Annotated in this window: 21 protein-coding genes and 1 pseudogene; 2 read left to right on the forward strand and 20 right to left on the reverse strand. The window is 30.0% G+C overall.

Annotated elements, in window-relative coordinates; genetic code table 11:
• The 13 genes and pseudogenes from HMPREF1864_RS00555 to HMPREF1864_RS00615 form a co-directional block, all read right to left on the reverse strand.
• On the reverse strand, positions 1-984 hold a 984-nt coding region (locus HMPREF1864_RS00555; protein ID WP_062570898.1), incomplete at its 3' end, for a restriction endonuclease subunit S.
• A pseudogene (locus HMPREF1864_RS00560) lies at positions 977-1,843 on the reverse strand (type I restriction-modification system subunit M); the annotation flags it as partial. The pseudogene HMPREF1864_RS00560 and the gene HMPREF1864_RS00555, both read right to left, overlap by 8 nt.
• Positions 1,844-1,919: 76 nt before the next feature.
• Positions 1,920-3,413, reverse strand: coding sequence for a recombinase family protein (locus HMPREF1864_RS00565; RefSeq protein ID WP_062570899.1), 1,494 nt, complete (start codon positions 3,411-3,413; stop codon positions 1,920-1,922).
• Positions 3,406-5,076, reverse strand: a complete 1,671-nt coding sequence (locus tag HMPREF1864_RS00570; protein ID WP_062570900.1) for a recombinase family protein — start codon at positions 5,074-5,076, stop codon at positions 3,406-3,408. Before HMPREF1864_RS00570 ends, HMPREF1864_RS00565 begins: the two co-directional genes overlap by 8 nt.
• Complete coding sequence (locus tag HMPREF1864_RS00575; RefSeq protein WP_062570901.1) at positions 5,076-6,746, reverse strand: recombinase family protein; 1,671 nt, start codon at positions 6,744-6,746, stop codon at positions 5,076-5,078. Before HMPREF1864_RS00575 ends, HMPREF1864_RS00570 begins: the two co-directional genes overlap by 1 nt.
• A gap of 100 nt (positions 6,747-6,846) precedes the next feature.
• Positions 6,847-7,068, reverse strand: coding sequence for a hypothetical protein (locus HMPREF1864_RS08575; protein ID WP_062570902.1), 222 nt, complete (start codon positions 7,066-7,068; stop codon positions 6,847-6,849).
• Positions 7,069-7,417: 349 nt separating this feature from the next.
• Positions 7,418-7,828, reverse strand: coding sequence for a sigma-70 RNA polymerase sigma factor region 4 domain-containing protein (locus HMPREF1864_RS00585; RefSeq protein ID WP_062570903.1), 411 nt, complete (start codon positions 7,826-7,828; stop codon positions 7,418-7,420).
• 207 nt (positions 7,829-8,035) lie between these two features.
• Complete coding sequence (locus HMPREF1864_RS00590) at positions 8,036-9,427, reverse strand: ABC transporter ATP-binding protein (RefSeq protein WP_062570904.1); 1,392 nt, start codon at positions 9,425-9,427, stop codon at positions 8,036-8,038.
• Positions 9,424-10,152: an energy-coupling factor transporter transmembrane component T gene (locus HMPREF1864_RS00595; RefSeq protein WP_062570905.1), complete on the reverse strand. Its 729-nt coding sequence runs from the start codon at positions 10,150-10,152 to the stop codon at positions 9,424-9,426. The genes HMPREF1864_RS00590 and HMPREF1864_RS00595 overlap by 4 nt, the downstream gene beginning before the upstream one ends.
• Entirely contained in the window at positions 10,152-10,742 is a 591-nt protein-coding gene (locus HMPREF1864_RS00600; RefSeq protein WP_062570906.1) for an MptD family putative ECF transporter S component, read from the reverse strand. The genes HMPREF1864_RS00595 and HMPREF1864_RS00600 overlap by 1 nt, the downstream gene beginning before the upstream one ends.
• A 25-nt stretch (positions 10,743-10,767) precedes the next feature.
• Entirely contained in the window at positions 10,768-12,492 is a 1,725-nt protein-coding gene (locus HMPREF1864_RS00605) for an ABC transporter ATP-binding protein (RefSeq protein WP_062570907.1), read from the reverse strand.
• The gene (locus tag HMPREF1864_RS00610) at positions 12,489-14,258 is read right to left on the reverse strand and encodes an ABC transporter ATP-binding protein (RefSeq protein WP_062570908.1); all 1,770 of its coding nucleotides are present in this window, start codon (positions 14,256-14,258) and stop codon (positions 12,489-12,491) included. The genes HMPREF1864_RS00605 and HMPREF1864_RS00610 overlap by 4 nt, the downstream gene beginning before the upstream one ends.
• A 107-nt stretch (positions 14,259-14,365) precedes the next feature.
• A complete protein-coding gene (locus HMPREF1864_RS00615) occupies positions 14,366-14,980 on the reverse strand; it encodes a TetR/AcrR family transcriptional regulator (protein WP_062570909.1) in 615 nt (204 codons plus the stop codon).
• A gap of 311 nt (positions 14,981-15,291) precedes the next feature.
• On the opposite strand from HMPREF1864_RS00615, the gene mobC reads away from it, so the two are divergent.
• Both mobC and HMPREF1864_RS00625 read left to right on the forward strand, forming a co-directional pair.
• Positions 15,292-15,648, forward strand: a complete 357-nt coding sequence (mobC, locus tag HMPREF1864_RS00620) for a plasmid mobilization protein (protein WP_062570910.1) — start codon at positions 15,292-15,294, stop codon at positions 15,646-15,648.
• A gap of 1 nt (position 15,649) precedes the next feature.
• Positions 15,650-16,981: a relaxase/mobilization nuclease domain-containing protein gene (locus HMPREF1864_RS00625; RefSeq protein ID WP_062570911.1), complete on the forward strand. Its 1,332-nt coding sequence runs from the start codon at positions 15,650-15,652 to the stop codon at positions 16,979-16,981.
• 18 nt (positions 16,982-16,999) lie between these two features.
• On the opposite strand, the gene HMPREF1864_RS08690 is transcribed toward HMPREF1864_RS00625, so the two are convergent.
• The 7 genes from HMPREF1864_RS08690 to HMPREF1864_RS00655 all read right to left on the reverse strand — a co-directional run bounded on the left by HMPREF1864_RS08690 (position 17,000) and on the right by HMPREF1864_RS00655 (position 20,612).
• On the reverse strand, positions 17,000-17,455 hold the full coding sequence (locus HMPREF1864_RS08690; protein WP_231723485.1) for an abortive infection family protein: 456 nt from the start codon (positions 17,453-17,455) through the stop codon (positions 17,000-17,002).
• The gene (locus HMPREF1864_RS08695; protein ID WP_231723486.1) at positions 17,452-17,820 is read right to left on the reverse strand and encodes a hypothetical protein; all 369 of its coding nucleotides are present in this window, start codon (positions 17,818-17,820) and stop codon (positions 17,452-17,454) included. Before HMPREF1864_RS08695 ends, HMPREF1864_RS08690 begins: the two co-directional genes overlap by 4 nt.
• An 8-nt stretch (positions 17,821-17,828) precedes the next feature.
• Positions 17,829-18,632, reverse strand: a complete 804-nt coding sequence (locus HMPREF1864_RS00635) for a hypothetical protein (protein ID WP_062570912.1) — start codon at positions 18,630-18,632, stop codon at positions 17,829-17,831.
• Positions 18,622-19,077, reverse strand: a complete 456-nt coding sequence (locus HMPREF1864_RS00640) for a hypothetical protein (protein WP_062570913.1) — start codon at positions 19,075-19,077, stop codon at positions 18,622-18,624. The genes HMPREF1864_RS00635 and HMPREF1864_RS00640 overlap by 11 nt, the downstream gene beginning before the upstream one ends.
• Positions 19,078-19,156: 79 nt before the next feature.
• Positions 19,157-19,375 carry a helix-turn-helix domain-containing protein gene (locus tag HMPREF1864_RS00645; RefSeq protein WP_062570914.1) on the reverse strand — a complete coding sequence of 73 codons (219 nt, stop codon included), beginning with the start codon at positions 19,373-19,375 and terminating at the stop codon, positions 19,157-19,159.
• A gap of 268 nt (positions 19,376-19,643) precedes the next feature.
• Positions 19,644-19,865, reverse strand: coding sequence for a hypothetical protein (locus HMPREF1864_RS00650; protein ID WP_062570915.1), 222 nt, complete (start codon positions 19,863-19,865; stop codon positions 19,644-19,646).
• Positions 19,866-19,922: 57 nt separating this feature from the next.
• Entirely contained in the window at positions 19,923-20,612 is a 690-nt protein-coding gene (locus HMPREF1864_RS00655; RefSeq protein ID WP_062570916.1) for a hypothetical protein, read from the reverse strand.
• Positions 20,613-20,616: the final 4 nt, after the last annotated feature.

The following is a 20,616-nucleotide window of genomic DNA, read 5'->3' on the forward strand; positions in this document are numbered from 1 at the left end:
TTCAAAAGTGGCTAACTTATTGTTGCAATTTAGATTTAAATTTAATATATCATTTTTTGGAATTAAACAAATAAGTCTCACTATCGGATAATATGGCTCATTTTTTAAACTAACATATCCAATCGTACCTCTTGCTGATATTGTAATACTATCTTCAAAAACCTTAGCTTTATCTGTATATCCATATAATGAATTTTCATCAGTTCCATTACTATATATTGGTATATTATATTTTTCATTTTTAATTTTTGAAAAGCTATCCTTCGGCACATCAGACCCAACTATTATATCTACCAATTCATATAGCTTAAAATAGTTTAGTTCACTTAACTTTTCTAAGTTATATTTTGTTGCTTTCTTTAAGTATTCTTCACTTAAAAGCATATCCCTATAGTACTCATACTGCTTATTTCTTGCTTGTAACTCAGCTTGTAACTCAGCTTGTAACTCAGTAACATAATTTGTGAATTTATCAAGTATTTTAACAATTTTTTCTTGTGTTTCAAGGGATGGAATTGGAATTTCAATATCATCTATGTCTGATTTACTTAAATTTGGTTGTGAACCTGTTCCTCTTGAAAGGTTATATATTAAATCTTCTTTACTAAATAAAAAATGAAATAAAAATCTATTGTTTAATACATTTATATTTGGTACAAACTTACCAACGCGTTGATTCAAGTAAGCAGTATTATTTGTGTAGTTAAATCCAATCTTTCCTGTTGTAGCCCCAGACATTGCTACTAAAATATCATTTGGATATAGTAAGTATTTATCTAAATTAGGATAATCGTTTAAGTCAACATACTTTAAATCTGAAAAAATTATTTTACCAGAGTTTATATTTGTAATTCTTATAACAGGACTACCTTCATTCTTAAATTTATTACTTCTAAAAGCATACCCATTTATAAAATCGCAAACTTCCCCTAGCTTCTTCCACTCGACCTTTTCATTCTTTAATAATTCATCTATCTTACTCATCTTCAAGCTCCCTTACTATTTCATTTATAGAAGCCCTTAGCTCGTCTATTTTCTTTACAGTTGCATCAATTTCTTTGTTGAGGACCTTGATGTCTATCTTTTCCCTTGTGTCTTCTTTTTCTACATAAGTGGAAACTGAAAGGTTGTAGTCATTTTCTACTATTTCATCTATATCTACATATCTGGAGAAGTATTCCTTTTCTTCACGATTTTTAAATTCCTCTACTATAGTCTTGATGTTCTTTTCTTCTAAGATGTTGTTGTTAGTTTCCTTTTTAAATTCCTTGCTTGCATCAATAAATAAGATTTTATTTTCTGTCTTGTTCTTCGCCATTACGAGGACGCAAGTTGCTATAGATGTTCCAAAGAAGAGATTTTCTGGTAGTTGAATTACACAGTCGATGAAGTTGTTGTCCACTAGGTACTGCCTAATAGTTTTTTCTGCACCCTTCCTATAAAAAATTCCTGGGAAGCAAACTATGGCAGCCCTTCCTTGACTTGATAAATAAAAAAGTGAATGTAAGATAAAGGCATAGTCTGCATAAGATTTTGGTGCCAATTTACCTGCTGGGGCAAATCTCTCATCACTTATAAGTGTTGGATCCTTATCTCCTATCCACTTTATTGAGTAAGGTGGATTCGAAACAATGGCATCAAAGGGTTTTTCATCTCCATGAAGGGGATTTATTAGGGTGTCTCCTCTTCTTATGGAAAAGTTGTTGTAGTTGACATTGTGGAGGAACATATTCATACGGGCTAGGTTGAAGTTGGTCATGTTGATTTCTTGACCAAAGAAGCCTTCGTCAATTATATGCTCATCAAATTGCTTCTTCATTTGCAAAAGCAGGGACCCACTTCCCTCTCATGTCAAGCTTATGACAAAAAAGAGGTTATTGTTATGTAATTTAAAAGAGAGTGATTGCTCACCCCCTTTGCTACTTCCATATTATGTTCAACACTTCGTTTCCTTCACAGAGTACTGAATCTATATATTTTTCCATCAATTCTCTGGTAAGTTTAGTGTTGTCTATTACTTCTTTTTCTTCTTTTGCTTTTTGTATTTTTTCTTTTATTACTTGTATTTCTTCATCTATCAAATTTTTAGAGTCAATGAATTTTTGTCTATTCATCTTGCCTAATTTATACTTCTCAAAATTTTGCATTTTCTTTGTTTCAAGATCCTCGATAGATTTTTCCATAGGTTTAACTTTTACTTTTTCATCCTTGATTGGATTTTCTAGACCATATTTTTCTTTTATTGCTTCAAATACTTGCTCTTCAAGGCTTCCTGCTCTTGAGTTCTTGTGTTTTACATTATTACACTTACATATCCTACAAGTAAAATATGTGTGAACTCTTATAGTTCCATCTTGTCGTTTTCTTTTTGATTGAGTACATCCTAGAATGTGATTACAAGTTGGACATTTTGCAAAACCTTGTAGTGGAGATTTCTTCCTCCATTCATAATCGGTGTTTTTACCTTTCATAAATAGATTCTTCTCCTTAATCTTCTGAACTTTTTCAAAGTCTTCTTTAGATATAATAGCTTCATGATTATTCTCAACTCTTCCCCATTCTTCTTTTGGTTTAAATTTAAAAGAAGACGGATTTAACACTGACTTATCTTGCATATTAAAAGTGTAAGTTCCAGTATAATTTTCATTTGCTAATACATCTATTACATTGCCATTAGTCCAAGTTGGTCTAGGTTTTTTCGCAGTTCTAATTATTGAATATTCAAAGTCAAGATTGGTTAATTCGCTCTTTCTTTTTGATGGTGTTGGAATTTTTTCCTCATTTAATATCTTAGCTATATTTCTTGAAGATATACCATCAAGTGCAAGTTTGAAGATCTTCTTTACTATCCAGGCAGTTTCTTCGTCAACTATGATTTTGTGTTTATCATTAGGATCTTTCATATATCCCAATGGTGGACTCCAAGCTAAAAACTTTCCTTGTTTTTTAAGTGTAGTCATAGATGACTTTACCTTTTCAGAAATATCTTTTGTATAGAAATCATATAATAGTCCCTTGAATTGAATATCTAAATCTGTTCCATTTCCCTTTTCTTTGTTGCTATCATAGCCATCATTTATGGCAATGAACCTTACTCCTAGGAACGGAAATATATTTTCAAGATAATCTCCAAGTGTTATATAATCTCTCATAAATCTGGACAAGTCTTTTACAATTATTGTCTGGATATTATTTTTCTTCACATCTTCAAGCATTCTTTGAAAGGCTGGTCTATTTTCATTTGTTCCAGAATATCCGTCATCAACATATTCTTCTCTTGTGAAATTTTTAAATTCTTCATTCTTATCGAGATAATCATTTAGATATGCTCTTTGATTTATGATACTTTCACTTTCATCAGTCTTTATCATGTCTTCAACGGATAATCTGATATAAAGAGCAATCTTACTCATCGCTTGTTCCTCCTACCAAATTATCTATATTGAATTTAAAGACTATTTCAAATTCGTGTTTATCATAAACTATTATTTTTTCAATTAAGCTATGGATTAAATCTCCAGGTAGCTTTTCCAAATTCTTTGAAGCATACAAATCATTTATCCATTTTGTTGATTTTAATCTTTCTTTTTTAAGTTTTGATATATTAACTTCAATTGCTGAAATCTCATTATCAAATGTAGCCATATGACTTTGAGCAATCTCTCTTTTTAATAGATACTCATCTCTATCAATTTTGCCTAGACTGTAGTCTTCATAGGCTTTTTGAATGATATTTTCTTCATTTAGATTTTTTCTTTTAAGATTTTCAATGTCTTTCTTAAAAGTATCTATTGCTTTATTAAATCTAGCTTTAATTCGATTAACAAATTTTGTCTTGCTAGTTGTCTTCATAATAAACTCAGAAATCTTATCACTAATAGCCTGATCCAAATCCCTTTCCATAATGAATACTGATTTTTCGGGTTTTATACTTCCACTAAATCTTTCGTTCTGAAATGAATAATAAAGTCTATCTCTATTCTTACCATAGATACGAGTTCTTCTATTAAGTTCTTTGCCAGTATTATTATTGATTACAAGACCTTTAAATCTGTTCTCATAGTCCCTATTTTCAAAATTGTGCATTGGCGAACTGAAAACATGATTTTTCTTTCTCTCTCGTCTTTCTCGTAAGATTCTTTCGTGAACTTCCTTAGAAATGATTGCTTCATGTGCATTCTCACAAATTATATGCTGACTTTCATCTACAAAATGTTGTTTAATTCCTTTTGCAAGATTTTGTTGCTTAACTCCTTGTACTAAAGTCCCCGTATAAGCTGGGTTTGTAAGCATTTTAGAAATTGTCCCTTTATTCCATTCAGGATCATCATCTTCTCTGTAAACTCTCCCAGTTTTATAGTAAATCATTCCAGGAGCATAGCCTTTTTCATTAAAATGCTTTGCTACTTCATACTGGCTTTTGCCTTGAAGAGTCAAATCAAACATCTCTTCCACAATAAATCTAACATTTTCATCAATTACAAGTTTTTGACCTTCTTTAGATTTTTTAATCTTGTAGCCATAAGGTGGAACAGATCCAATAAAGTATCCATTTCTTGCTCTATTGTGTTTTGAGGTTTTTATCTTAACTGAAATATCCTTAGCATACATATCGTTGATAATATTTTTAAGAGTAACCTCAAAAGATTTCTTTGAATCTGTTTCTTTGACTGTGTCTAATTTATCATTAACAGAAATAAATCTAACACCTAAAAATGGAAAAACTTTATCAATTAATCTTCCCATTTCAAGATATTCTCTTCCAAGTCTTGATAAATCTCTGATAATAATACAATTGATTCTTCTATCCCTAATATCTTGCATCATATTCTGAAATGATGGTCTTTCAAAGTTTGTCCCACTATATTCATAGTCAGTATAAACTTCTAAAACATCTATATTTTCTTTTAATGCATATTCTTTACAAGATAGGATTTGAGTTTCTATTGAGTATGATTTTTCTCTCCACTCTTCTGTTCTTTCGTTAGATAATCTTGTATAAATTCCGGCCTTAAAGACTTTTCTTTCTGTCTTTTCATTTTTCTTTTCAATATATCTTTTGGAAGTTCTTGCCATTATAAAACACCTCCAACTAATTGCATTGGAGTCTTATTTTCAAGAGCATTTCCAAATACCTTATTTATTGAAATCAAATTCTTCTTTCCTTCGGACTTACTTTTACTTTCTTCTTTTATAAGGGTCTTCAGTAAGTTAACTGTTTCCAAATTATTGAAGACAAAATTAATCTCATTATTTTCTCCGATTTCAATTCTATCTATAAAAGATACAATTGTTAGCCTATTTAGACTACTTAAATCAGTGGGAACAATTTCGGAAACCAAACTGTCCTTATTTGTCATCTTTTCTTGCAAGTTGGCAAGTATATTTTTCTTTGTAGCAATTTGTTTCTCTATTTCCCTAATCTTAATAAGATAATTTTTTCTGAACCTTTCAAACTCTTCAGAAGTTATAAGTTCGTCTTCTAAGTCCATATATAAAAATTGTCTAAGTCTTTCATACTTTCTCTTTTCTGAGTTTAAGCTTTCAAAGTCAATATTAAATGTAACTTTTGATACATCTAACTTATTAACTTGACTTAGTAGTTCATTATATTTTTTTAAATAATCTTTAAGTGCAAAAAGAGTCATATCCAGTAGATAGTCTTCTTTTATACTATGTCTTGTGCAATCTCCTTTGTTATTATAGTGAGAACAAATATAAAAAATATTATATCCATTCTTGGACTTAACCTTTCTTCTAACCATTGAAGATCCACAGTCCTTGCAATAAAGCATTCCTGATAAAATATGTGGTATATCTGCTGATTGCTTTACATCTCTCATCATCATCTTATTAGCTAAAGCATAAATACTTTTTGAAATAATATGTTTATGAGAGTCGTTTATTACAATCCAATCTTCTTCATTTACTTCTACTTCTCTCTTAGACTTGTAATTTAGTTTTCTAGTTTTTCCTTGTTCAAGCACTCCTATATAGACCTTGTTTGTAATAATCCTATTTACCATTTTTGCGTCCCATTTAGAGTCTTTAACAATAAAACCAGTAGTATGATTATCACCAGAATTTTCTTTATGCTTAGATGGTGTTACACAACCTATGCTATTTAAAAAATCTGCAATAGCCTTAGAAGAATAACCGTCTATCTTCATATTGAAGATTCTTTCAATTATATGTGAAACTTCTGTATCAACGACTAACTTATGTTTGTTTTTGCTATCCTTCTTATAACCAAAAGGAGCAAATGCACCAATAAATTCACCATTCTTTCTTTTGATCTCTTTTGAAGATTTAACTTTCATAGAAATATCTCTACAATAAGAATCATTAATAAAGTTTCTTATTGGAAGAATTAAGTGTGTATCGCTTACATCTGCATTTTCACTATCATAGTTATCGTTTACGGATATAAACCTTATACCTTTTTCTGGAAATATCTTTTGTAGATATTTACCTGATTCGATATAATCTCTCCCAAAACGGGATAAGCCCTTGACAATAATTGTTTTGAACTTCTTCTCTTCAAGATCTTGAATCATCTTCTTAAATTTTGGTCTGTCAAAATTAGATCCTGAAAAGCCATCGTCTACATATTCAGCAACAACTTTAAAATCATTGTCCCTTGCATATGATTTGATAATCTGTCTTTGATTTGAAATAGAATTACTTTCTGTGCTATCTCCATCCTCTCTCGATAAACGAAGATAAATACAAGCAAATTTTTCCATCACAAAACCTCCTTAATTTGTATTTAAGCAAATAGTCATTAAGGAGTTCTTCTACCACTTATATTTTACCGCACCCAAGTTTTTAAGTCAGCACCCCAGCTTATAGTCTTATACAAGCTTTACATAAATAACGCTCTACAATATCTAGTAAGTCGAGGGATTCTTTATCACTTTGAGTGTAAGTAATTTTTTTAGAATAATCTTCTTTTGATATTTGCTCTTTAGGTTTATATTTCTTCTTTTCTTTTGTATTCATAGGTTTTACCTCACAATATAAAATTAAAGTTTTTTGACATTGACAAGTGCCTTGGATTAGCAACATAGGAATCTCACCTCCGCCTCTGTTCAGGATGAGCCGGCTTCAACCTTAGAAGTATCATTATCCTCATTTTCTTCTTAGCGGATAGGGTATCCCTCCCTATATTCAAACTCTTACTTATCGCTCCCTTTCTTCTTCCCTTGCTTTTTGCATAGCAGTACTTGTTTTGCCGAATTTTTCAGCAGAAAGATCTTGGCGGATAGGTTATTACGTTCCAAAAATGATTAATGTCTTGTCTTGGTCTATTCAATTGTTAAGGTTCAAATATTGTTTAAATTTCTTTTAAAATAGAAAGAGGACAAAACTCCCCTCACTTTATAAAGGAAAATTTGCCCTCTTTGGTAACCAGAAATTATATTTCTTCTATAAATTTCTTTAGTTTTTCTAAAATCTTATCTCGTCTTTTTATTAAAGCAGGATGTGATATATTTTGAATCTTTGCTACTGCACAAAGTGTTTCATCATTGAAATATAATCTTTCAATTATTTCCCGTTCATCTTTATTTAACTTTGATATTGCATTTCTTAGTGCTTCAATCATCATTTGTGTAGCTATAACTTTTTCAACATCAACAGTTTTATCTTCTAGATTATCTTCAAAATTCCCATCGTGATTTAGAGACGAAAAAAAGAGCAAGTGTTTTTTCTTGTCCACCTGCTCCAAATACTTTTCGTGTTCTTTTTCTCGCCAGTAGACTTTGTATATCTGCTCGCGGACTTTAACCCTTTGTCCGTTGACATAAAGGTAATATTCTTTTGGCATTTAATTTCCTCCATTTCTTTTTTTATCTGCGTTTTTAGACAAAAAAAGGAGGACTTCTGCACATAGGCATAAAAAGTCCTCTAAAATGAAAAAAATCTATTATAAAGTTTATTTTATGGAATATTATAAAAAATACTATTTACAACTTCTCGTTTTTCTTGCGTTTGTATCATATGTCCCTCTTGTAATTTACTAATGTATGCATTTTCATAAAGACGTGAAATCAATCACTTTATCACAAACTGACTCTAAAAACTCAACATCATGGGATATTATTAAAATCAACTTATCTTCTTCCTTTACTTTCTTTATGTTTTTAGCTACTATTTTCATATTTCTATAGTCCAATCCACTAGTTGGTTCATCAAAAAATAGAATTTTCTTCTCGGATAGTAAAGCGGATAAGATAATTACTCTCTGTTTTTGTCCTCCTGACAAGGTGTGAGGATTTCTATCACTGATATTTTTTAACTCCATATCTTTTAACCAAGTATCTAAAGCATTATCATCTTTAATATTTGATGTTAATACTATTTCATCTTTAACAGTGTCCGTGAATAACTGACAATTCACTTCCTGCATAATAAGTAGGCTCTTATTTAGCCTACTTTTTATATTTAAATTCTCATCATCTTTTAAAATTTTACCTTTATTTTCTTTGTATAAGCCACATATAATTTTTGCTAATGTAGACTTCCCAATTCCATTTTCTCCAACAATCCCAATAATATTCCCATAGCAAAATTTAAGATCCTCAATGGACAAGATTATTCTTGTATTTCTTTTGAATATCAGATTTTTTAACTCTAATAAAGTCCCTTTATTTGAAGTTTCAAAATCATCAAATCCTTCAATAGCTTTATAATCAGAATGCCTAAGTCCTGTTCTCATTCGTTCATCTTCACTTAGATTTTCAATTTCATCCATACTATATTCTCTGATGATTTTTCCATCCTCTAAGTATATTGCTCTATCAACAATGTCTTTTAAATACCACAACCTGTGTTCTGCAATAATAATAGTTTTTCCTAAAGATTTAAGCTTTTTTATTGTAAGCGATAGTTCTTTCATTGACTTTATGTCTAAGCTTGAAGATGGTTCATCAAGAATAAATATCTCAGGGTTTAATGCGTAAATGCTTGCTATAGCAATCTTCTGCTTTTCTCCTCCAGAAAGATTGAATATATTTTTATTCATCAAGTTTTCAAGATGAAGCTCTTTTTCAACTTCTTCAATCCTTTTGTTAATTACTTCTCTTTCTATTCCGTAATTTTCTAAACCAAAAGCAATTTCATCGGTTGTATTGGTTGTATAAAACTGTGTTTTAGGATTTTGAAAAACCGAGCCTACATTATTAGATAATTTATAAATTGGTGTTGTAAATGTATTCATACCATTGACCATAACGCTGCCAGAAATGTCCCCATCATAAAACTCAGGTATTATGCCGTTCATGAGCTTTAATAGAGTGGACTTTCCGCAACCGCTCCTGCCACATAGAAGAATGCATTCCCCTTTTTTGATTTTCAAGTTTATATCATTTAATGAGTAATCGGATCCTCCCTTGTACTTAAAACTTAATTCTCTAATTTCAATCATAAATCCCACCCTGACACTTTCATAAATATTACTATTGATAAAATTAAAATCATAAGAATTAGAACACCAATATCATTTTTTCTAAACTTAATTAGGTGTCTACTTGTTTTGTTAACAGGAGCATCGAGTCCCCTTATAATGGCTGATTGAGAGAGCTCATCCCCAATTTCTATCACACTTACGAACAAGGGCACAAAAAAATATTCCATAATTAATGTTGGTCTTCTTGTTAAATTGATTAAGTTAAAATTAATTCCTCGAGTTTTCATCGCCATATTTATATGACTCCATTCGTCTTTAATAGTAGGCAAACATCTAAATATTACAGAAATCATTATGAGCGAGTCTTTTGAAAGTTTTAATTTTTGTAAAGTTGCCACTGCACTGGAAACAGATGTTGAATTTAAAATCCATTTACCCACGATAATACATGGCAAAAATTTTCTTCCAATTGCCAAGATAAATAAAATTAAATTCAAAAGAAAATTCATACTAAAATAGGCTAAAGATTTTTCCAATACTACACTTATTACAAAAAATAAAATATACCTTATAGCGGATTTTTTATAACCATCGCTAATAATAATGACAAGGAAAAATAATGTAATAAGGCTTTGATAGATCCAATCAAACCCTAAAAAAATTAAAATATTCGCACCTATAAGCAAGATAAGTTTTGTTCTGAGGTCATATTTTGACCCCAGAACAAACTTTGAATTTTCCATTATAAAACTCCTGCGGATTCCAACTTTTTATTTAATATTTTTTTTGTAAAATAAGAACCAATCAAAGAGAATACAAATGTTCCTATAATCATAACTGGTAACATCCATATTGGTGTCCATGCTCTTACTGTGTTACAAAAGCTTTGATCTAAGCCACCTTTTATTACACTTTCAAAAAATGCTTCTCTCATAACCCAAATTGGTAAGAATCCTCCAAATAAGTTTAGAGAAAAAAACATATGACTAATTGTATTTTTCTTAAAGTCTGTATAATTCCCACCTTTTGCTATGAACATAGCAATTATTCCGGCAGGCACTGCCACTAATGGTGCAATTGGAATATGCCCAGTTGCAACTAATAAAATACTTGGTAAGATAGCTGCGATTACAATAGCAGTGGCTGACTTTGTCTTTGCAAGAAGCATATGATAGGTTGGTGCAGCAAATAGTGCTACAAGCATAGGCATTAGTAAAAATAAAACAGGGACAGGCATAGATATTGCCCCAATGACTGCATATGTTACAAAGTAAAGTGCAATTAAAACACCAGCTGTAACTGCGTTTTTTGATGATTTCTTTTGTGTTTTCATAAATTTTCTCCTTTAAAATTGATTGTTACTGCACAATCTTCCATTCTTTAGACTTTTCTTGATAATTCCATAAGTCTTTATATAGTCCTTCATTTTTAATAAGTTCTTCATGCTTCCCAATTTCCTCTACCTTTCCTTTGTCTAAAACAACAATTTTATCAGCTCCCATTACGCTCCTTAATTTATGAGCTACAACCACAACTGTTTTATTTTTAATTAAATTTGATATTGCTTCTTGTATAATAAGTTCATTTTCAGGATCAAGTGAAGATGTTGCTTCATCAAGTAGTATTATTGGGGCGTTTTTTAATATTGCTCTCGCTATTGATATTCTTTGTTTCTCACCTCCAGACAGAGTCGCTCCTCCTTGTCCAATCATAGTGTCAAATCCATCATCTTTATTGACTATAAAGTCATAAGCTCCTGCCATTTTTGCAGCATTCATGATTTCATCTTTACTTGCATTTTCATTACCAAATTTTATGTTGTTATAAATTGTGTCTTTAAAAAGATACACATCTTGAAAAACAACAGAAAATTTATCCATTAATTTATCAGGGTCGGCTGTTAGCAAATCTACCCCACCAATTTTAATTTTCCCTTCATTAGGATCATAAAATCTGGATATTAATTTAATTAGTGTAGATTTTCCAGAGCCAGAGTAACCAACAAAAGCAGTTAATTCATTTTCATTAATGTCTAATGAAACATTATCGATAACCTTAGATTCTTTATAAGAAAATGAAACATCACAGATTTTAATTTTGTTGCTTTCGTTTACATCGCAATTTCCTGACATAGGTTTAGCGTTAAGCAAGTTAATGATTCTCTCTCCTGAAACTGATGCCATTTGTAGACCTGTATAATTTACAAGTGCAAGCTCCAAGGGATCAAATATCCTTGTGCCTACAAATAAGAACATTAAAAATGTATCAATTTCCAAAGATCCATTTATAAATAAATAGGAACCTGCTAAACTCATCAAAGGAAGTCCTATTCTTAAAATCATACTTGCTATAGTAGTTAATGAACCAACTCCTTTCTCACTCTTAATATTTGCGTCTCTCGAGTTATCTATATCTTCTTCAAGTTTTGTTAATGTATCATCTAAGCTGTTATAAGCTTTTAGAGTCTTAATGGCATCCAAGTATTCGTTTATATCTTCTTCCTCTTTTATCCTTATGTTCTTTGTTTTTAAATAAATTTTTTTCTGAAAGTTTTGCATGAGTGTAAGAAGGAGAATAGAAATCGGTAATCCAATAAGTGTTGCTATTCCCATTTTTACATTAATTACCAAAAATAATATTGAGCAAAGAACCGCTACACATATACCACTGAAAAATTGAGGTAATTGATGAGTTACTGCCGTTTCAACTTTGAAAAAATCATTCATTAATGTATCTAAAATCTCTGCCGAGCTTTTCCCTGAAATATAACCTATCGGCAGTTTTCTTATGTGGTCTGCAAGCTCTATTCTTCCATCTGCACTTGTCTTGTATCCAAGTTCATAGGTATATTTTGTGGCTAAATTTTCCAATAAGAATGTTATTAAGAAAAATACTGCCATTATCCCAAAATACTTCCATAAAAGGCTCGTATCTATACTATCTGCACCTCTATTTAAAAATAGTGTTTCTACAATTTTCGCCAAAGCAATAAATGGTATAAGGTTGGAAATAGATGCCAAAACATTTAAAATAATTGATTTTCTTATATTATTCATCTTTCCTAATGTAATATTTCTTATCATTCATTCTCACTCCCTTCTATATCCATTTGCCAAATATTTGTCTTCTTATAAATATCAAAGAGTCTCTTATATATTCCATCTGCAACGATTAAATCTTCATGCTTACCTCTTTCTGCAATTTTTCCATCAGATATTACTAAGATTTGATTTGCATGCTCTATGGTATTTAACCTATGAGCAATCATGATAACTGTCTTATCTTTAACCAATTCAGACAAAGCTTCCTGCATAAGATATTCATTTTCAGAATCAGCAAAACTCGTTGCTTCGTCTAATACTAATATTGGTGCGTCCTTTAAAATCGCTCTTGCTACGGCAATACGTTGTTTCTCTCCTCCAGATAAATAAGTTCCTTTACCCAAAACTGTGTCATATCCTTCAGGAAGTTTTACAATAAAATCATGACATCTTGCTTTTTTACATGCTTTTATGACATCTTCTTTTGTAGAGCCCATCTTTGCCATAGCAACATTATTGAAAACTGTATCTGTGATTAAATCGCTGTCTTGAAAAACAAATGCTATCTTGTCCATTAAGGCGTTTATCGTAATATTTTTTATATTAACTCCACCAATTTTAATAGAACCTTCTGAAGGATCGTAAAATCTCGGTATTAGCGTTCCAATAGTAGATTTGCCTGCTCCCGAATAGCCAACCAATGCTGTAACTTCTCCTTGTTTAGCAAAGAAGCTTATATTCTTTAAAACCTCTTCATTTCCATAAGAAAAGCTTACATTCTCAAATTCAAGATCATGACCTTTTATCTCTTCCTCGCTATTTTCAATTGCCAATTCTTTTTCATCTATAATTTCATAGATTCTCAAAACAACTTCATTTAGTAAATTCATCCCTTCTGCAAAATCTCTAAGTTTTAATGCAGGTACGCTAATAGCAGGTGCAAGAATCAAATAGAAAATAAATACTGTAGCAAAATCCAAGTTATTATTTCGTGACATTAAAAGTATTCCTACTGGAACTATGAATGTTGCAACAGATAAAATAAACATTCTAAATGAGACAAATCCTGGTCTTATCATTGATGTCATCGAACTTGTAAAGTCTCTATATTCTCCTACTGACTTTGAAAAAGTTTTAAATGATTTTGCTCCTGTTCCAAATATTTTCACTTCCGGCATACCTTTAACGTATTCAGTAGTTGCTGAATTAATTTGATCCAAAATCGCAAAATTCTTCTCAAGTCCACCCGACTTTATAATCTTCGCCATGATTGCAATCTGAATTCCTAAACCGACAAATATAATTAACAAAGTCGTAAGACCTAATATTAAATTTATCTTCAACATAACAATTATCATTGCTAAAATTAGTGCTAAAGTTGAAATTAAATTTGGTAATTGATGAGAAAAATATCCCTCAATTTGATTCATGTCCGATCCTAATACTTGCCTTATTTTTGACTTGTTGTCTCCGGTAAAAAAACCTAAAGGAAGATTCCCAATATGAAATAATATCTTCTTTTTTAAGTTAGCTATTAAAACATATGAAAACTTATGGCATAAAATACCGCCAATGTAAGTTAAGCAATATGCCAATATCACTGTTGCAAGTCCATAGATACAGAACTGTATTGTACTTTGTTCTAATTTTCCATATAAAAATAGAGATTTTATGACTTTGTATATCACCAAAATTGGACAAATACTTAATAGCATCCCAAGACTAACAAATAATATTCCTCCTACAAGTTGTCCTTTTTTTATTTCACTGTAGGAAATAATATCTTTGATTGATTTCTTCTTTTTCATCTAAAACGTGCCTCCTTACCGAACGAGTTCGTTCATTTACCTTAAAACTAATACAAGGAAAACACCGTTGATGTTTCCCTTGTAAAATACTTATATTTTATTTTTCTCTACTGAGGTCTTTGAAATAGTTCGCTTATTATTCCAAAGGCTTCACTTGAATTTGTTTTGTTTTCTCCCTTAATAATATAGTCATTATATATTGTTCCAACAGCTCCGTATAAAATAAAAGCTGCAAAACTTCTCACATTTTCTCTGTTTATTCCCATATTATTTTCTATTTTTTTATTTTCAATTCCTTCAATTATAAACTCTGAATAGACATCTATAAATTTTCCAATGTAATGAATTAATTCCCATAGCCTGTAAGAGTTATCTGTAATTGAATTCTCTTTCGAAAAATTATATCTTGTTGTAAATTGACCGATATCTTTTACTATAAGTTCTCTTACAATTTTTATTCTTTCTTCGTAATCCATTTCCTTTTTTTGAAGTATATCCAACTTATTTTTTAGTTTTTCTTCAAAATATGTTTCCATACAAGCCAAGAAAATATCTTCTTTTGATTTGAAATAATAATAAAACATTCCCGGCGCTCCATTAACTTCTGCGAGAATATCTCGCACAGAAACTTTCTCATATCCATCCTTTTCAAAAAGTCTTGATGCTATATTTATAAGCTCCTGTTTTCTTTCTTCTGGATCCTTTACATTTCTCTTTGCCAAAACCTCACCACCTATTGACCGACACTCGTTCTATTAATATAGATTATCATTTTCTTATACTTTTGTCAATAGTGCCCTGAAATTATATTCTGAGTATGGTATAATTGATTTAATATAAATAACACGCTTAACGCTTATAACTTTAATAGCAAGCTTAACGCTTATAACTTTAATAGCAAGCACAGTAAGTGAGTACCCACTTACGAAAAATTGATGAAGCAGAACCTTTATGGACTGCTTCTTTTTTTATCAATTTTACCTTGTTAGGGAGAACCCTGAGACCCCAATATTTTATGATAAGGAGATATACTATGGATAATAGAACAAGAAAAAATCAACTTAAAATATATTTAACAGATGAAGAAAAAGAAATTTTTGAAAAGAAAGTGAAACTTGCAAATTGCAAAACCATGTCCCACTTTCTTAGAAAATGTGTATTAGAAAAAGAAATTTATATTGTAGATTTAGAACCATTTAGAAACCTGCAATGGCTACTTTCAAATGCAACAAATAATATAAACCAGATTGCAAAAGCCACTAATACAACTAGCATTATTTACAAGAAAGATATTGATTATATGAGAGAAAAAATAGAAAAATTGTCAAAAGAAATATGGCAGATCCATTCCCTACTTCTTAATAAATCAAAAGAAAGTTCTGGTGATTAGTATGGCAATTACAAAAATACATCCTATAAAATCAACTCTAAATTTGGCAATAGACTATATAACTAAGAGTGAAAAAACTGATGAAAAAATCTTGGTATCTTCATTCAAATGTCATCCATCTACTGTCCATATTCAATTTATGAAAACACGAGAAGACAATGATACTAAAGGTACAGTTTTGGCTAGACATTTGATCCAATCTTTTCTACCAGGAGAGGTTGATCCTATAAAAGCTCATGAAATAGGAATGGAATTATGCAAGAAAATTTTAAAAGAAGATTATGAATTTGTTCTTGCAACTCATATAGATAGAGGGCATATACACAACCATATTATTTTTAATAATGTTAATTACAAGACTGGTAAATGCTACCAGTCTAACAAAAAAACTTATCATAAAATCAGGTATCAAAGTGATGAATTATGTAAGGAAAATAAGCTTTCAGTCATTGATGAATATTATGAAGCTTACAAAAGAAAATATAAAACTGCTGGTAAGTCTTGGTACGAATATGACCAAAACAAGAAAGGAAATTCCTGGAAATCTAAACTGCAATTTGATATAGACAGAATGATTAATAAGTCTAACTCGTGGGAAGAATTTTTAGAAAATATGAAATCTCTTGATTATGAAATTAAGTTTGGTAAACACATTGCTTTTCGCCATAAAGATAAGCAAAGATTTACAAGAGCAAAGACTATTGGAGAAGATTATACCGAAGAAAAAATCAAAGAAAGAATAAATTTAGCTATCAAAAATAAAGCTAATCCTATTAAAAAACGTGTAGGAAATGTTATTGATATATCTACTAATGAAAAGGCTCAATCCTCAAAAGGTTATGAAGTCTGGGCAAGAAAACATAATATCAAAACGATGGCTGATTCAATAATTAAATTAAGAGAGCAAGGAATTAATTCAATCACTCAACTCGATGATCTAATAAAAAAAGCCGCAGATGATAGACAAAATTTGTTAGATAAAATAAAGAAAATTGAAACTGAAATGAAGAGTTTATCTCAAGATATGGAAAATATAAATACTATAAATAAGTATCGTGAAATCTATAAATACCACAAGAAAAATCCTGAGGATAAGCAATTTGCAGATGAGTATTATAGCGAACTTTCTGTCTATAAAATATCCGCTCAAGACATACTAAAGAATTATAAAAAACTACCAAATACAAAAGAAATATTAACAAACCTCGATAAACTGCAAGAAAAAAAGAACACCCTTATGCAAGAGTATTCTTTGAATAAAGAACAATTTTCTGACCTTGTTCAGTACAGGAAAAACTATGAAAATTATTATGGAAAGGAAGTGGAGAGGTAACATCTTCACTTCTTGATCTTATAAATTATTACTATTTTCGATTTCTCTAAAAGAATCCCAAAGATATCTAGTCAATGTTATGCTCGCACCTACAGAAAGTTCTGCATGCTTTTTACTCAAAGCTTTAAAATTCCTTTCTCTTACATGTCCACTTCCATAATGATTTCTAAGATCGTTAATTCCTGAAGCAAGTCCATTTAAACTCCCTGTAATTTGCTTTACTATTTTGTCTTCAGTTTCATCAATTATCATGTTTTCATTTGGAATTTTTAAACACTTAAAGGTTTCTTTAACTAATTGTGTTAATTTTAAGTTATCTTTTTTATTCTCTCCTAAATTATTGCAAATTTCCTTGCAACAACTTTCAAGTAGTTCCTTTGATTTTCCTATTGCTTCTGTGGGATTTCTATCCACCATTTCTAGCATTAAATCAATTTGAGAATTAATATATTCAGAGGAGAATTTAATTTTCAAAACTTCTGCTTCTGACATAAGATTTGAGCTATTTGATAATTCTCGATTAATAATATCTTTACACTTAATATATAGAGATTTAAAAGAAGTTCCTCTATTATTTTTTTGTTTTCTTCTATCTCATCACTAAAATAAACAGAGTAAAACTCTAAAAGATCTTTATATAGTTTAGCAATTTTATAAGAATCACCTTCGTTTGTAAATTCTCTAAGTGACTTTCCTTTTGACAGATGATACTTTTCACATAATCTTATCCCTATACTTTGAAATGTGAACTCATCAAAATCATTCGTAGAAAAATCTAGAACATAGCCACCTCTATTAAATAATTCATCAAGATATCCTTTTTCTATATAACTAAGCATGGTTAAACCTACTTTAGAATTCCTAATAATGCACCTAATTTGTTTATACCTTCAATAAAATCTGGAAGTGTTGCTATAGATCCAATCATAAATTTTAAAGAATTAAAACTAGTTTTTAATAGATTTTTATTAGGATTTGCTTTGACTACTTCTCCCTTTATCAACTCCATATTTCCCATTAAAATACTTCGTTTATCTTCGTCATCTATATTTTCCAATTGGCTTTCCAATTTTGATATTTCTTCATCAATTTCATTCTTATTTAAGTAATTATTTTGTATTGCATCTATAGATGAATTATCACTAGCTAAATTTACCTGAACACCAGAACTATTTATGTTAATTTCATATTTATTATTGTCATCGTACCCCATATCAGTTGCTATATCTTTAATATATTCTTCAATTCCTGAAATAAATGGGTAAACCATTCTATTCCCAAAACTTTGTGCCATATCTTGATACTTGTTGCTATTAGCGTAAAACCATCCAAAGTTAATTGTATTTAAATTATTTTCTAAAATGTATTTAAAAGTAGAGTATAAAAGATACAATCTTCTTCCTGCATTACTTCCCAAATCTAAACATTGTCTCCCATAAGATGAATAAACATTATTTATACTTTCCTCTAAATCATCTATATCATATTTGAAACTTTCAATATAATTTCTTATCAAAGATGTCTTATCTACATAATCTATAAATTCTCTTAGGAGATCGATTTGTTCCCTATAATCTGCATTAATTACATCTGAACCCAAACTTCTAAATTTTCTACTAATTTTTCTTAGTTCTTTCTTATTAATCTCCATCTACAATCTCCCCACAAAAAGGACAATATCCACCCTCAAGTTTTTTTATGCTACTAATTTTTGCTTTTTTCTCGCAACACTCATAATATTTTTCTTCAAAATCTCCAGTTTTTCGTCCTATAGGTATCTCTGGCTGCTTTTTAATTTTCTCGGTTTTAATTCTAATTTCTGAGTTTTTGAAACTTTTTTTCATAGTGGCTGAAAATTCATTTAATATATCAGCTACTTTATTCTCTATCATACTCTCCGCTAGATTTATTGTTTCATCATCTAAATAGTCTTGGTGTTTTAAACCACAGTTAGGACACCAAATATCCAAATTTGTGTCATCTTCTATATCTTCTACAAGAAGCATAAATCTCTCTCCGCAAGATGGACACTTTAATAAAACATAACCATCAGGATCTGCTGGAATACTTATTTCTAGCGTTTCAAAATCTTTCATCTTTAACTACCTCTACTAATTAAATTTTAACAATTTTCTATTATCAAAAGCACAATCTAAAGTATCTTCAAGATTTATATTAGGATATATCTCTTTCATCTCCCTCATATTCAATAATATCTCCAATATCACATTGAAAATACTCACAAATCTTCCCTAATGTTTCCAAACTTACATTTTCGTCTCTTCCCATTTTTGCTATTGTCTTGGGAGTTGTTGCGATTGCACATTGTAAGTCTGTTTTTTTCATATTTTTATCTATTAATAACTTCCATAATTTATTATATGAAAATCCCATATCATTCTCCAATTCTATATTTTACCTTTCTAAATGTATAGATTAACTACCTAATTATAGCATATAATACAGATTCCTTTCAATTATATGATTTACCGCGTTATACTAAGCAAAAAAATAAAGGCAGTCCGAAGACTGCCGATCTTTATCTCTACATCACTGATATTCTTTTTTATTTGGCTTAGCTTTATAATCTGTCTTAAAGATTTTTATTTACCATAATATGGACTTTTTATCTTATCCTGACAAATCTATAACTTAATTCAATTTAAAAACTTATTTTTTCTAATTCTTCAATATTACATATAATGTTAAATTCTTTATTATTAAATTCCACATCATAAATAAGAGGGTTTTTTTCTTCCCACTCCTTCTTTCCATTGCTTAACACTTTCCATCTTTCAAAAGCATCGCAAAAACCTTCGTGTAAAATTTCTTCAGCATACTTTCTTTTAAATAGTGCTTCTTGAATTATATTATAAGTACCCAAATCGTACCTTTTCTTTTTAAAACCTATAAACGCTCTATATTTTCCATTATTTAGCTTTTATATTCCAAGTTCTCCACACTTATTATCCGATCTTACATTTTTTCTAAACTTTAAAAACGTATAACTTGTGTCTTGATATAAGCTGACCTGATTACAAATATTTGAGCGTATTTCTTTTTTCTTACAACCACAACTAGTTGTTTTTCCACGAACGAGATTATCTTCAGTAACTAAACATTCATTACCACAATCACATATACATTTCCATTTAATTGAGCCTTTTTTATCTCTATAAATTGAAGGCTCTAAAACTAGCAAACGTCCAAATTTTTTTCCCATTATATCTCTATAATTGTTCGTTTTAAAATCTTTCGTACATCCGCAACTTTTTATATGCCCTGATTTTAATGACTTAGCAGTAAAAATTTTTTCATTGCCACAATCACACTCGCAAAGCCATCTAACTCTACCATTCTTATTTTCTGCACGTTTGACAACTCTAAGCTTTCCAAATCTTTTACCTAGAAGATTTTCTGCTTTATTCCCATTTAGTGCATTTTTCTTTAGTATACAGCCACAATTTGTAATCGTGCCTCGTTTTAATTTTTTAATGTTAACTACAACTTTTGATCCGCAATCACACTTGCGTAACCAATTAGCATAACCTTTATGTTCACTATCTTTTATTCTGTAGATAGCTATAAGGTTTCCAAACTTTTCTCCTTTTAAATCAAGAAATTTAGCCATTCAT

The organism is Peptoniphilus sp. DNF00840 (assembly GCF_001553125.1).
Taxonomy (GTDB): Bacteria; Bacillota; Clostridia; order Tissierellales; family Peptoniphilaceae; genus Peptoniphilus_A; species Peptoniphilus_A vaginalis.